The following is a 12,432-nucleotide window of genomic DNA, read 5'->3' as shown; positions in this document are numbered from 1 at the left end:
TCAGCATGTAGATAGAGCTAAATGATAACAGGTTGGAGCAGACAGGCAGTCCGTGGATCTCGTAGGCGGGCCCAAAGCCAAGAAGAAATTGCACAGGGTAGAAAAGAAAACGCTTGACCTTAAAGTTACCTTGAAGGATATGGTCATGCATATGCTGCTGAGCATGGGTGCTGGACGGATTATTCGTTTCTTGACCTATGGGTAAGGTCCAGATCCTAAGATGCTTTAATTGGCGATGTAAACGAGTATCGCGCTGAGATAGGCTCTAACAGCTCTAGGTACGCTGCAGTGCCAAGCGATAGCAAATAGATAAATTCAGTTTCTGATCCGACATGAGGAAAATACCATGCGAAAGTTCAGCAATATAATGCTCACCGCTACCATTATCACTGTGGGTACCTTTGGTGCCGGTTCTCTCTTCGCGCAGGAAAATGCGCGAAACGAAAAGTTGCAGACCAAGGACATGCCAGGAAACATGATGGATGAAGGCGGCGGCATGCATGAAAATATGGGCGCTCAGATGAGTTCCATGATGGAAAAATGTAATGCCATGATGGAAATGATGCAAAAAAAGCAGGTTGAAGGCGCTTGATAAACAGCCGCTGAAAATCACACGCTTATTTTGCGAGCTTGGCTAATTGATACCGAAGTCTAGCTGAGTAGCTATATGACACCAGAGAGGGAACGATGAAATACTTCAAGAAACTAATTTTCACTGCATTGCTTGCTTTCCCGCTTTCAGGTTTTGCTGCCGAAACTACAGCAACGCTTTATAAGAATCCTAATTGCGGGTGTTGCTCTGAACATGCTAAATATTTGGAAGCCAATGGGTTTGATGTAGAGGTCATCGATACTAATGACTTAGCGAAAATCAAGGCAGAACATGACGTTCCCAAAAAGCTTTATGGGTGTCACTCTACGCTGATCGGTGACTATATCTTCGAAGGCCATGTTGATGCCGAAAGCATCAAGCAGGTGTTGGAAGACAAGCCCTCTATAAAAGGTTTGAGCGTACCCGGTATGCCACTAGGATCGCCAGGTATGGGCAGAGAAAAGCAAGACCCTATCGAAGTCTATACCTTAACCCTTCAGCCAACCGATTCGCCTGAAGTTTACGCTACTTACTAATGCCAGTATTGGACAATTATGACACTGGTCACTATCAAACGGGGCGTGGCGTTTGCATGCCTGATGGTCTTGGCTTCAGTCGCTCCTGCCAGTCCGCCGGAAGGCATCGGTCCGCAGGGGGTCATGCTCTGGGAAAGCCCCCGCGATCTGCCGGAGCTAGCTTTCGAGGATGGTAAGGGAGAGCCACTGACTCTTGCCGATTTCCAGGGCCAGATGGTACTGCTGAATATCTGGGCGACATGGTGCGGTCCCTGCCGTGAGGAAATGCCCGCCCTGGATGCGCTACAGGCCTCGCTGGGCGGGAAAGCGTTCGAGGTCGTCGCGCTATCGATCGATCGCAGGGGAGTCGAGGCCGTGCAGGATTTTTATACGGATGTGGGTATAGAACACCTCCGCCAGTATATTGATACCACTGGCATGGCCGGAACCAAGCTTGGTGCTCTGGGAGTTCCAACGACGTTACTGATCGATTCCCGTGGAGACGAGATCGGGCGCCTCGTGGGTGCGACAGAATGGGACACCCCGGGAATGACCGCGTTTCTTGAAGAAACCATTGGACATTCGACAGAGGTATCTCTATGAGCTGCTGTGGTGACAACAAATCTAATCGAGGTCAAGAACCGTCCGGATTCAAAAGCCTGATGTCAGGCCCGCGCCGCTTATGGATCTTGGGTGCCGTAATCGTTACAGGTAGCCTCGCCATGGGCTGGGATCAACTGGTCATACTCGGCATTGCACCGATACTGGTGGCACTCTTGCCATGTCTGCTCATGTGTGGAGCGATGTGTTTGATGCACTGCAAGAAGGGCAAGAAAGACGAGTCTGCCAGCCAAAGTGAGACGATGACACAGCAGGCCCACGCTGACATACCCCCCTCTACCACCGAGAGAACGTTTTAGCGCGCACCTGAAACATGCTCGAAATCGCCAACATCGGCCTGCTAACGGCGTTTCTAGCGGGCCTCATCTCTTTCGTCTCTCCCTGTGTTCTACCGTTGGTGCCCGGCTATCTCTCCTTTGTAGCTGGTCGCTCGCTGGGTCAGATTCAGCAGGCGAGCCGTCGCGAACGACTCAGGGTGATCACCCAATCACTCTGGTTCGTGCTCGGGTTCTCCACGATATTTCTGATTCTTGGAGCCAGCGCCACAGCCATCGGCCGTTTCCTGCTGATCTACCGTCAGGAAGCGAACCTGATAGGTGGCGTCATCGTTATTCTGTTTGGGATTTTCATGACAGGCATATTCACGATGCCGTGGCTGCAACGGGAGTGGCGTTTCATAGGAAAGTTCAAGGATGAAGGTGACGGGCCCAGCGCGGCTTATTTGTTAGGCGTCGCGTTCGCTTTTGGTTGGACGCCCTGTATCGGCCCGATCCTGGGCGCCATTCTGACTGTTAGTGCCTCGACAGCCAATGTCTCTAGTGGCCTGGCATTACTTGCGGTCTATTCGCTGGGCCTTGGCATTCCATTTCTTCTCACGGCCATCTCGCTCGACCGATTCCTTCAGCATCAGAAACTCTTACGCCGCTGGGGGCGGCCCATGCATATCGTAGCTGGTCTCATAATGGTAGGTATGGGCGTGCTAATGGTTACCGGTCAGCTGACCGCATTGTCCTACTGGCTCCTGGCAGCGTTTCCTGTACTAGGCTACCTAGGATGACTCTATATTAAATAGATATTATTTTTAATAAGGCCGCTGCTTTTGTAGCCATGTTTTGGCAGGTCAGACAGACTTGTATTTGACAGGAACTATCGCTCCGTAATTTTAGGTGTTCGGAATGCTTGGTCCGTAGATATTACAGAAGGTCAGAATCCCCATCTTATTCGATTTCATTGTTTATATTTTGCCCAGACTACTGAGTGTCCCTATGAAAGACTGTGGCGGCTTGAGGCACTGAAAATAATGCCTCCATAATTGAGGGAAGACGGGGCGAGACCGAGTTGCATGCAAAACTAATTCTCGCCCGTACCAAGACCGATTACCATGTCTCTGTCGCGCTTAGCTGGCTAACCTTGCCCCAGCATCGGTTTCTCCGGATCAGTGACACAGCGCTGCGTCTCGACGGTAACGTGCACCAACGACGGACATCGAGTCTGTATACGTTGTTTGTAGACTTCAGGCGACTCCGGGTCATGCGAAACGATCGAGACGATGGCGGCGTGAATATCCGGACCAATGGCCCAGAGATGCAGGTCGCAGATAAGGGCATCGTCAGTCTCAATGGATTGTTTGACGTCGTGCTCCAAGTCGCTGCGCTGATGATCGAGCAGCACGCGGGAGGTGTCCTTCAACAGATGCCATGACCAGCGGGTGATAAGTGCTGCGCCGACGATACCCATGATCGGGTCCATCCAGTTCCAGCCCGCATACTTACCGGCCAACAGCGCGGCAATCGCCAGCAGTGAGGTCAAAGCATCGGCAAGTACGTGGAAGTAGGCAGCTCTATGGTTATGGTCATGATGTCCATGTCCATGTCCATGTCCATGTCCATGTCCATGTCCATGGTCGTGGTCTTCTCCGCCCAGTATCCAGGCCGATAACCCGTTGACGATCAAGCCGATCACGGCGACGAAAATAGCCCCATTGAACGAAATTGCGACGGGGTGGATGAAGCGATCGATGCTTTCGATCACCATGTACAGTGCGAAACCTGCCAGCAGGACCGCGCCGGTGAACCCGCCTAATGCATTGACCTTTCCGGTGCCAAATGAGAACTGCGAATTGCCTGCGTTTCGGCGAGCATAGACATAGGCGAAGGCCGCAATACCCAGAGCGACCGCATGAGAGCCCATGTGCAGGCCATCGGCCAGGAGGGCCATCGAACCGTATAGGACACCGGCCAGAATCTCCCAGACCATCATAGTGAGCGTCAATCCAACTATGATGAGAGAACGTGTTTCGCCGGATCGTTTTCGATCTTGACCGAAAACATGAGTGTGTTGCCAGGCTTCGAGTTGGTGATGGTGCATTCTGTATTGCTCCAGGTTGATTAGGTGTCGTAATCAGCACGATATGTAGAAGCCGGTTGTATCTGCCCGCCTGGCCATGCTTTGAAATATTCAGAGGAACAATCTGACCAGGAGGATGGCGCAGACGATCCAAATGGCGATAAACACGCCCGCAGCCATGCGGCTTGCCGGATGCACGGTCGCATTGGCAGCCGTTTCTCGATGCTCGTTCATTACCTCCGGCGGGATGAGCCTCACGACCAGCATGATGCCGAGTGGCACGACGATGATGTCATCGACGTAACCAAGCACGGGAATGAAGTCAGGGATCAAGTCGATCGGCGAGACGGCATAGGCCGCCACAATCAGCGCAAGCACCTTGGCGAACCACGGTGTCCGCGGGTCGCGTGCGGCTAACCAGACCGCATGTACATCACGCTTGATCGCGTGCGCCCATTTTTTGGCGCTCGAAATTAGTCGTCGTGTCATAGGGGCGTTTCAGTACGCTACTCGTTTTTGTGGCCTTCTGTGTGCCGGGTTTCTTTATGTCCTACTTGAGGTAGGACTTGATGACCTGTAGTACCGCGTCCAAGTCTTGTTGCCGCTGCGCCAGTTCGGGCTCCCTGACGACGTGATCAGTCAGGTGCCCCTCCATGACGGCGGCCATCAACCCATTCACCGCCCCGCGAATCGCAGCGATCTGTTGCAGCACTGCAGTACAGTCGCCTTCCTGGTCAAGCTGCCTTTCAAGTGCGGCCGCCTGTCCCTGAATGCGTCGAACGCGGGTTAACAGCTTCGCTTTGTCTTTGATGGTGTGCATGTGGCTGTCTCTTTAGAAACTGAAACTATACAGGAGGGTAGTATATATACTAGGGGAGAGTATAACAGTCTACCTGCTGATCGCAGACGAAAACGGGATAACCGCCAACGAGGAGATTCTATTGAGGTAGTGGGTGGTCAGCTCGGTAAGAAGGTATTTGGCTTTGTCAGAGGCCGCTTTCGAGTTCTCTGAGCATTCAGCCTAGCAGGATGTCGGCCTCCGCTGAGGCCGCCCCTTTTTGGGTTATCTGGCTCGAGGCAGCACCAGTTAGCCCACTATGCCGTTGGGGGTTGAACCGATCAAAATGCCAATCTTCAATTCATCCACGAGCATTGCATCGTCTGGGAAAGCGAGATTGCCAATGAATAAGCTCATGGTGAAGCCAATACCGCAGAGTAGGGCTACGTCGTAGAGGTGTTGCAGATTGGCTCCAACTGGCTGACCAGTCCATCGAGCTCATGAATGCGATGGACGAGAAAACGGCGGAGCGCGTCGTCACCGCCGTCGAGGCAACCGGTGCATCCGTATTCTGTATTTGCCGGCCCGTCTATTTCGGTCAGTTGAACGAAAGCAACGGCTGAGTCCGGTGCAGTGCGTGGCTCTCCTGGGAACCACTCCCTTCGATTTCTGCCTGACGGCGTTGCTGTATTTCCATATGTCTTATATTCTGGACATATGGAAACGAATAGTGTCATCACCAGTTTTGCCGCCTTGTCCCAGCAGACTCGCCTCGAGGCATTTCGGCTGCTCGTGCGTCACGAACCCGATGGACTGCCCGCCGGCGAGATCGCGCGCCAGCTCTCGGTACCCCACAACACGATGTCGGCCCATCTCTCGGTACTGGCGAGGGCCGGCTGGGTCGTCTCGCAACGCCAGAGCCGTTCGATCATCTATCGCGCCGATCTCTCGCACATGAAGGAGACGATCCAGTTCCTGGTACGCGACTGCTGTGCGGGGCATCCGGAGGTCTGCGAGCCGCTGATGGACGCGCTGGGGCAATGCCATCCCGAAAACAAGGAGACATGAGATCGTCATGAAGCCGTTGATCTACCACAACCCCGAGTGCGGTACGTCCCGCAACACGCTGGCGATGATCGAGGCCTCCGGCGAGACGCCGGACATCGTCGAATATCTGAAGACGCCGCCCTCACGCGAGCGGCTGGTCGAGCTGATCTCGATGATGGCGATCACCCCGCGAGCGCTGCTGCGCCGCAAGGGGACGCCGTTCGAGGAGCTTGGCCTCGACGATCCGGCCCTGAGCGATGACCAGTTGATCGACGCGATGATGGCGCACCCGATCCTGATCAATCGGCCGATCGTGGTCACCGACAAGGGCGCCCGGCTGTGTCGGCCTTCGGAGCGCGTGCTGGGGCTGCTGGCCAACCCGGTCGCCACGTTCACCAAGGAAGATGGCGAAGTCGTGCACGCCGAGGAGACGGGGCATGAATGACGGGAGCAAGAGTGAAATGAGCGATTCGGTCGATGTCGATGACCTGCCCAATATCGATCCGGCGAAACTGCAGCCGATCGATGTCGAGGCGCTGGTCGGCGCCGATGCGCCGCGTCATCCACCGAAGATCCTGGTGCTCTACGGTTCGCTGCGCGAGCGCTCCTTCTCGCGGCTGGCCTCCGAGGAAGCCGGCCGGCTGCTGCGCTGGTACGGCTGCGAGGTGCGAACCTTCAACCCTTCCGGCCTGCCGCTGCCGGACGATGCCGAGGCGGAACATCCCAAGGTGCAGGAGCTGCGTGAGCTCGCCGAGTGGTGCGACGGCATGCTGTGGGTCAGCCCGGAGCGCCACGGTGCCATGACCGGCATCATGAAGGCCCAGATCGACTGGATCCCGCTGTCGCTGGGCGGCGTTCGACCCACCCAGGGCAAGACGCTGGCGGTGATGGAAGTCTCCGGCGGCAGCCAGAGCTTCAACGCCGTCAATCAGCTGCGGATCCTGGGGCGCTGGATGCGGATGATCACGATCCCCAACCAGTCCTCCGTGCCCAAGGCGTTCAACGAGTTCGACGAAGCCGGACGCATGAAGCCGTCGCCGCTCTACATGCGAATCGTCGACGTCTGCGAGGAGCTCGTGAAGTTCACCTGGCTGACACGGGGCCGCTCGGCCTATCTCACCGATCGCTATTCCGAGCGGGTCGAGAGTGCCGAAGAACTCTCTCGCCGCGTCAATCAAAGCACTCACTAAAAGTACTCGCTAAAGAGCACTCGCTAAAAAGTACTCATTAAAAAGCACTCACTGAACTCAAGGTCATTCGATGCTGGCACTGGCTATTTTCGTCGTCACCCTGATCCTGGTGATCTGGCAGCCCAAGGGGCTTGGCATTGGCTGGAGCGCGCTGGGCGGCGCTCTGGTGGCGCTGCTCGCAGGCGTCGTGCAGCTATCCGACGTCGGCGTGGTATGGGATATCGTCTGGGACGCGACGTTCACCTTCGTCGCGCTGATCGTCATCTCGCTGATTCTCGACGAGGCGGGATTCTTCGCCTGGGCGGCGCTGCACGTGGCGCGCTGGGGCAACGGCCGGGGGCATCTGCTGTTTCCGCTGGTCGTGGTGCTGGGCGCGGTGATTGCGGCGTTCTTCGCCAACGATGGCGCGGCGCTGCTGCTGACGCCGATCGTGATCGCGATCCTGCTGCGGCTGGACTTCTCGCCGCCGGCGGCGCTGGCGTTCATCATCGCCACCGGCTTCGTCGCCGATACCACCAGCCTGCCGCTGGTGATCTCCAACCTGGTCAATATCGTCAGCGCCAACTACTTCGATATCGGCTTCGACCGTTATGCGGCAGTCATGGTGCCGGTCAACCTGGTGTCGCTGGCGGCGACGCTGGCCGTGCTCTGGATCGCCTTCGGCCGACGGATTCCCAGACGCTACTCGGTCGAGGAGCTCGACGCGCCGCGCTCGGCGATCAAGGATCTCCTGATCTTCCGCGCCGCGTTTCCGCTGCTGGCGGTGCTGCTCGTCGCCTATTTCGTCACCGCACCGCTGGGCATTCCCATCGCCTTCGTGACCGGCGCGGCGGCGATCGTGCTGATGGCGATCGCCGGTCGCTGGTGGCAGGGCGGCAGGGGCGCCGCCGTTTCGGTGACCGCGGCGCTGAAGGGTGCGCCGTGGCAGATCGTGCTGTTCTCCATCGGCATGTATCTGGTGGTCTACGGGCTGGGCAACGCGGGCCTGACCGACTACGGCGCCCGGGCGCTGCAGTGGCTGGCCGGGCAGGGCGACTTCGTCGCCACCATCGGCACCGGGTTTCTCTCCGCCATCGTCGCCTCGATGATGAACAACATGCCGTCGACGCTGGTGGGAGCGCTGGCGATCGATCAGGCGCAGGTGCCGGCGGTCACCCAGGAACTGATGGTCTATGCCAACGTGATCGGCAACGATCTGGGGCCGAAATTCACTCCCATCGGCAGCCTGGCGACGCTTCTGTGGTTGCACGTGCTGGCCGGCAAGGGCTACAGGATCGGCTGGGGGCAGTACATGAAGGTCGGCCTGCTGATCACCCCGCCGGTGCTGCTGGCGACCCTGGTGGCGCTGGCGTTGTGGTTGCCGGCCCTGCCGGCGGCCTGAACTCGGCAGCCCCACGAGAGCCGGCAGCCGTACGAGAACCGACAATCGGTCGAGAGGCACTGCATGAACATTCTGGTATTTCTGGGCTCGACGAGACAGAGCCAACCACCGAAACCGCCGCGCCTGGGAAGCCGGGTGGCGGCGGCGCTAGTTGCGCACTTCCGGGAGGCGTATCCGGACGACGAGATCGAGCTGATCGATCCGCTGGATTACGACCTCGGCGACGTGTTCAAGCCGCACTTCGCCTACGCTTCCGGCCGGGCGCCCGAGCCGCTGGACGCGCTGGCCGACAGGATCCGCGAGGCCGGCGCCTACGTGATGGTGAGCCCCGAGTACAACCACAGCCTCGGCCCGGCGCTGGCGCACCTGCTCAACCACTTCGGCAGTTCGCTCTACGCTTACAAGCCGAGCCTGATCGTGACCTACTCGGCGGGGCAGTGGGGCGGCGTCCGTGCCGCCGTGGGCATGCGTACCTTTCTCTCCGAGCTGGGCTGCCTGCCGGTGTCGGCGATGATTCACGTCCCGCACGCGGCGGAAGTGCTGGATGACGAAGGGTGGTATCGCGACAACGAGGGCGCCGGGCGCTGGCGGACCTACCTGCAGCGCGGCTCCACCCAGCTGCGCTGGTGGGCCGAGGCCGCCCACAGGCAGCGCGAGGAGGCCGATCCGCACACGCTGATCGGCGATTTCACTCGCGAGCCTCGGCAGCGCGATGCGCCCGGTTGAGCCGACGAAGCCCTGAAAGACTCGACAGTCTGCCCCTGCGGGAGCGGAGCGTGGGGATCAATCGGTCAGCGCCATGCGGGAACGCGCTTCGGCGGGGCGGATGACCAGCAGGGCGGCCAGCGCCAGCAGCATCAGCAGCGAAGTCAGCAGCAGCGCCTTGGCGCCGAATCGATCGATCAGCAGGCCGAAGGTCAGCGGCGAGGTCGCCTGGGCGATACGGGTCGGGGCGATGATGAGCCCCTGCCGCCGGCCGTAGCCCCGCGACCCGAACAGCGCCAGAGGGAGCGTGCCCGAGGCAATTGTCATCAGACCGTTGCCCGCGCCGTGGAAAATGGCGAAGCCTGCCGCGGGCAGTCCGAAGAAGCCAAGCAGTGCCGCGCCGAGGGGACGTAGAAGCGTCGCGAAGCGCGCGGACACGATCGGATGCAGACTCCGCAACAGACCGAATTTCGCTAGCCGTGCGATGGCCTGGGCAGGGCCGACCAGCGGCGGCGACGGCGGTCGTCAACCTGGGTCGACCCTGAGGAGGGGAGGCGACAGTGAGTGCCTAGGATCTAAGCGCAAATACTGGAAATAGGTCAAATTCATTTGGCACGATCGCTCGACCGTCGAAGTGGAAGATTCTCAAATCCATTTAACGTTTCCGCTTTCCCCCATCACCTGCTCCCTGTCACATCTATTGCTCGCGCAGCACGACAGGAATCATCAATGCTACGACCCTTATTCTCGCGATCCGGCCAGAAAGCCAAGCTGTCAGACGGTTTCACGGTACCGCTTTCTGGTAGGGCGCTGCTCGAGACCCCGCGTCGTCAGCGGATGGTAAAGATGCTCTGGGACATGACGTCGTTGACCCAGTTTGTATTCGACGAGTATCTGCTCGCACCGATCCGTCGTTATGCTGAGTTAGTGCAGCTCCTTCCAGCGTCAGAGTCCCATCACCATGCTTACCCGGGCGGCATGCTCGATCATGCCCTCGAGATGGCTTGCTACGGATTGAGACTGAGGCAGCGTCACCTCCTCCCATCTGGCGCAAAGCCGGAAGACCAAAGCTCCGCTGGTGAGTTGTGGAGTGCAGCCGTTATCTACGGGGCGCTCATGCACGACGTCGCCAAGACGCTGGTTGACATCGAGATTCATCTTGAGGATGGAAACGAGTGGCGGCTATGGCATGGCGCGATCCCTGCTCCTTACCGAGTTCGCTATCGATCTGGACGAGAATATCACCTGCATACTGCAGTTAACCCATTGCTAGGCGAGCAAGTCCTCGGAGCAAAAGTTCTTGACTGGATGATGACCCAACCCAAGCTCTTTTCACTGTTCATGTACACCATCACCGGGCATACCGAGCAAGGAGGGATCATCGCAGAGCTGATCCATCAGGCGGATCGTGCGAGCGTCGCCAAGGCGTTGGGCGGTGACCCGGTACAGGCCCTGTCAGCGCCCATGGAGTCCATTCAGAGAAAGTTGGCCGAGGGGCTGCGGTATTTGGTCAGGGAGCAGTTCAAGCTCAATCAGAAAGGAGGAACTGGCTGGCTGACAGAAGAGGCTCTGTGGCTGGTGTCGCCGAAAGCGGTCAATGAACTGAAGACGCATTTATACGCACAGGGCATCAAAAGCATTCCGGGAGATCTGAACAGGCTTTACGGCGAGCTTCAGGCGCATGGGTTGATCGAAGAGGTCAGCGAAGGGAAATCGGTCTGGAAGTGCGACATCGTAGATGGCGAGTGGAAGCAGTCTTTCAACATGATCAAGGTGCCCTCGACCTTGATCTGGGGGGTAGAGGGTAAGCCGGAGTCATTCAGGGGCAAGCTGACGATCAAAGGGGAGGGAGCGCCTGAGCCGAAGATGCAGCCTGAAGAGCTGTCGACCACCTCTAATGAGCCTGAAGCACCGGCTAAACCGCTCTCTAAGGTTAGCCCAAGCAGTGACACGCTGGACGACGACGTCATGGCGCTTTTCCCAGAGATAAGTGCCGAAGATATGCAAGAGTCAGAGAAGGTTCAGATTGCTGGTACGCCTGAACCAGCCAACTCATCCGAGCTAGATGCATCTGTATCTGCTAAAAATGACGATTCTCGACCAAAGTCGAGCACTCAAGACGTTAACAATAATTCGGATCTCGGTAAGCGGTTCTGGCAGTGGTTGAAGATGGGAGTTGCGGATCACTCTATCGTCATCAATGACACTAAGGCGCCTATCCATACAGTGGAAGGAACCTATTTCTTGGTCAGCCCCGGTATATTCAAACGTTTTAGCATCAAGGTGCTGGGCGAGGAAGATCAATGGAAAGCGGTTCAAAAACGCTTTCAGAAGCTGGGGTTGCACATCAGAACTCAGGGGCAAAATATTCATAACGTTTCCGTCGAGGGGCCGAACAAGACCCGACAGCTGAAGGGGTACTTGATCAAGGATCCGCGAGAGTTGAGTCAACGGATACCTCCCGATAATTGGGTATTGACTCTTTTAAAATCCCAAAAGAAGAAGGACGAAACGGATGAATGACGTGTCATTCATGGAGCTGGTAAGTCGGTACTCTGCAGACAAGCATCTGCGCCCCAAGAGTGTGAGCACCTATTCTGGGGTAGTGCGCCTCTTTCGGCGATACCTTGGATACCAAGCTTATCCCAGCATGGTATCCAGGGAGATGGTCATTGCATGGCGGGTATCGATTATACGGACCCAGGCTAAACCTGAGGGCATTGCCGAGTCCAGCTGGAATAATTACGCCAGACACCTCAAAGCACTCTACAGCTTTGGGATCAAGCACGAGCTGATAGCCAGTGTCAGCAACCCCTTTAAGGAAGTATCAGTAAAACAGCCGAAGCAGCCAAAAAAATCACTTCAGCCAATTCAAATACGGTATGCGCGGGAAGTGCTGAGCGTATGCAGGCGCTTTGAATCTTGCTACGACGAGTGTTCCAAGATCCATCCAGCTTGGTTCTGGCTGGGGCTGATGGAAACCTTTTTTTATACGGGAATTCGCCTGAATCAGCTCCTCCACATAGAGGCGGGTGACATAAATTTGAAAAAGCGGGTGTTTAGAGCTTCTGCTGTGGGCTCTAAAACTCATACCGAAACAATCCTGCCAATACCTGATGGCCTTTATCCTTGTAGTGGTCAACTAATCCCGGACAGTATTTTAAGTTTTTCTTCCGCCATCACGGGTGGCATGCCGCCATTGAAGGTATGAGGGCGCTGCCGGTTGTAGTAGTCCATCAGGTAGACGCCAATATCCT

At 57.0% G+C, this 12,432-nt stretch carries 14 protein-coding genes and 2 pseudogenes; 11 read left to right on the top strand and 5 right to left on the bottom strand.

Annotated features, from left to right (window positions below; genetic code table 11):
* The first annotated feature begins 346 nt into the window (after positions 1 to 346).
* The 4 genes from ACUN9V_RS16670 (at position 347) to ACUN9V_RS16655 (ending at position 2,785) form a co-directional block, all read left to right on the top strand.
* On the top strand, positions 347 to 592 hold the full coding sequence (locus tag ACUN9V_RS16670; RefSeq protein WP_342595543.1) for a hypothetical protein: 246 nt from the start codon (positions 347 to 349) through the stop codon (positions 590 to 592).
* A gap of 95 nt (positions 593 to 687) precedes the next feature.
* Positions 688 to 1,128 carry a DUF411 domain-containing protein gene (locus ACUN9V_RS16665; RefSeq protein ID WP_445512215.1) on the top strand — a complete coding sequence of 147 codons (441 nt, stop codon included), beginning with the start codon at positions 688 to 690 and terminating at the stop codon, positions 1,126 to 1,128.
* Between the two features lie 18 nt (positions 1,129 to 1,146).
* On the top strand, positions 1,147 to 1,710 hold the full coding sequence (locus tag ACUN9V_RS16660) for a TlpA family protein disulfide reductase (protein ID WP_445512214.1): 564 nt from the start codon (positions 1,147 to 1,149) through the stop codon (positions 1,708 to 1,710).
* A gap of 331 nt (positions 1,711 to 2,041) precedes the next feature.
* The gene (locus ACUN9V_RS16655; protein ID WP_445512213.1) at positions 2,042 to 2,785 is read left to right on the top strand and encodes a cytochrome c biogenesis CcdA family protein; all 744 of its coding nucleotides are present in this window, start codon (positions 2,042 to 2,044) and stop codon (positions 2,783 to 2,785) included.
* 347 nt (positions 2,786 to 3,132) lie between these two features.
* On the opposite strand, the gene dmeF is transcribed toward ACUN9V_RS16655, so the two are convergent.
* The 4 genes and pseudogenes from dmeF to ACUN9V_RS16635 form a co-directional block, all read right to left on the bottom strand.
* A complete protein-coding gene (gene dmeF / locus ACUN9V_RS16650; protein WP_445512212.1) occupies positions 3,133 to 4,095 on the bottom strand; it encodes a CDF family Co(II)/Ni(II) efflux transporter DmeF in 963 nt (320 codons plus the stop codon).
* A gap of 90 nt (positions 4,096 to 4,185) precedes the next feature.
* Positions 4,186 to 4,515, bottom strand: a pseudogene (locus ACUN9V_RS16645) (YkvA family protein); the annotation flags it as partial.
* Between the two features lie 109 nt (positions 4,516 to 4,624).
* Entirely contained in the window at positions 4,625 to 4,894 is a 270-nt protein-coding gene (locus ACUN9V_RS16640; RefSeq protein WP_071231934.1) for a metal/formaldehyde-sensitive transcriptional repressor, read from the bottom strand.
* A gap of 267 nt (positions 4,895 to 5,161) precedes the next feature.
* Positions 5,162 to 5,332 (bottom strand): annotated as a pseudogene (locus tag ACUN9V_RS16635) (Na+/H+ antiporter NhaA); the annotation flags it as partial.
* A gap of 237 nt (positions 5,333 to 5,569) precedes the next feature.
* On the opposite strand from ACUN9V_RS16635, the gene ACUN9V_RS16630 reads away from it, so the two are divergent.
* The 5 genes from ACUN9V_RS16630 to ACUN9V_RS16610 all read left to right on the top strand — a co-directional run bounded on the left by ACUN9V_RS16630 (position 5,570) and on the right by ACUN9V_RS16610 (position 9,196).
* The gene (locus ACUN9V_RS16630; RefSeq protein WP_071231933.1) at positions 5,570 to 5,920 is read left to right on the top strand and encodes an ArsR/SmtB family transcription factor; all 351 of its coding nucleotides are present in this window, start codon (positions 5,570 to 5,572) and stop codon (positions 5,918 to 5,920) included.
* A gap of 7 nt (positions 5,921 to 5,927) precedes the next feature.
* On the top strand, positions 5,928 to 6,344 hold the full coding sequence (arsC, locus tag ACUN9V_RS16625) for an arsenate reductase (glutaredoxin) (RefSeq protein WP_071231932.1): 417 nt from the start codon (positions 5,928 to 5,930) through the stop codon (positions 6,342 to 6,344).
* Complete coding sequence (gene arsH / locus ACUN9V_RS16620) at positions 6,337 to 7,089, top strand: arsenical resistance protein ArsH (protein ID WP_247643265.1); 753 nt, start codon at positions 6,337 to 6,339, stop codon at positions 7,087 to 7,089. The genes arsC and arsH overlap by 8 nt, the downstream gene beginning before the upstream one ends.
* A gap of 70 nt (positions 7,090 to 7,159) precedes the next feature.
* A complete protein-coding gene (locus ACUN9V_RS16615; RefSeq protein WP_071231931.1) occupies positions 7,160 to 8,470 on the top strand; it encodes an arsenic transporter in 1,311 nt (436 codons plus the stop codon).
* 63 nt (positions 8,471 to 8,533) lie between these two features.
* Positions 8,534 to 9,196 (top strand): NADPH-dependent FMN reductase, encoded by a 663-nt coding sequence (locus tag ACUN9V_RS16610; RefSeq protein WP_071231930.1) that lies wholly within the window; start codon positions 8,534 to 8,536, stop codon positions 9,194 to 9,196.
* Positions 9,197 to 9,253: 57 nt separating this feature from the next.
* Here the strand turns inward: ACUN9V_RS16610 and ACUN9V_RS16605 are convergent, their stop codons facing one another.
* Positions 9,254 to 9,613, bottom strand: coding sequence for a hypothetical protein (locus ACUN9V_RS16605; RefSeq protein WP_247643264.1), 360 nt, complete (start codon positions 9,611 to 9,613; stop codon positions 9,254 to 9,256).
* A 291-nt stretch (positions 9,614 to 9,904) separates the two neighbouring features.
* Between ACUN9V_RS16605 and mobH the strand changes: the two genes are divergently transcribed.
* Positions 9,905 to 11,698, top strand: coding sequence for a MobH family relaxase (mobH, locus tag ACUN9V_RS16600; RefSeq protein ID WP_075563524.1), 1,794 nt, complete (start codon positions 9,905 to 9,907; stop codon positions 11,696 to 11,698).
* Positions 11,691 to 12,386 (top strand): tyrosine-type recombinase/integrase, encoded by a 696-nt coding sequence (locus ACUN9V_RS16595; protein WP_445512211.1) that lies wholly within the window; start codon positions 11,691 to 11,693, stop codon positions 12,384 to 12,386. The genes mobH and ACUN9V_RS16595 overlap by 8 nt, the downstream gene beginning before the upstream one ends.
* The last annotated feature ends 46 nt before the right edge of the window (positions 12,387 to 12,432 follow it).

This window comes from Salinicola sp. V024, assembly GCF_052645315.1.
Note: the sequence above shows the minus strand (reverse complement) of the source record. Positions and strands in the feature narration are given on the sequence as shown.

Coding starts and splice junctions, on each gene's coding strand:
- ACUN9V_RS16610 (WP_071231930.1), top strand. CDS start 8,534: ATGAACATTCTGGTATTTCTGGGCTCGACGAGACAGAGCCAACCACCG.
- ACUN9V_RS16665 (WP_445512215.1), top strand. CDS start 688: ATGAAATACTTCAAGAAACTAATTTTCACTGCATTGCTTGCTTTCCCG.
- dmeF (WP_445512212.1), bottom strand. CDS start 4,095: ATGCACCATCACCAACTCGAAGCCTGGCAACACACTCATGTTTTCGGT.
- arsH (WP_247643265.1), top strand. CDS start 6,337: ATGAATGACGGGAGCAAGAGTGAAATGAGCGATTCGGTCGATGTCGAT.
- ACUN9V_RS16595 (WP_445512211.1), top strand. CDS start 11,691: ATGAATGACGTGTCATTCATGGAGCTGGTAAGTCGGTACTCTGCAGAC.
- ACUN9V_RS16615 (WP_071231931.1), top strand. CDS start 7,160: ATGCTGGCACTGGCTATTTTCGTCGTCACCCTGATCCTGGTGATCTGG.
- ACUN9V_RS16660 (WP_445512214.1), top strand. CDS start 1,147: ATGACACTGGTCACTATCAAACGGGGCGTGGCGTTTGCATGCCTGATG.
- ACUN9V_RS16655 (WP_445512213.1), top strand. CDS start 2,042: ATGCTCGAAATCGCCAACATCGGCCTGCTAACGGCGTTTCTAGCGGGC.
- ACUN9V_RS16630 (WP_071231933.1), top strand. CDS start 5,570: ATGGAAACGAATAGTGTCATCACCAGTTTTGCCGCCTTGTCCCAGCAG.
- arsC (WP_071231932.1), top strand. CDS start 5,928: ATGAAGCCGTTGATCTACCACAACCCCGAGTGCGGTACGTCCCGCAAC.
- ACUN9V_RS16670 (WP_342595543.1), top strand. CDS start 347: ATGCGAAAGTTCAGCAATATAATGCTCACCGCTACCATTATCACTGTG.
- mobH (WP_075563524.1), top strand. CDS start 9,905: ATGCTACGACCCTTATTCTCGCGATCCGGCCAGAAAGCCAAGCTGTCA.
- ACUN9V_RS16640 (WP_071231934.1), bottom strand. CDS start 4,894: ATGCACACCATCAAAGACAAAGCGAAGCTGTTAACCCGCGTTCGACGC.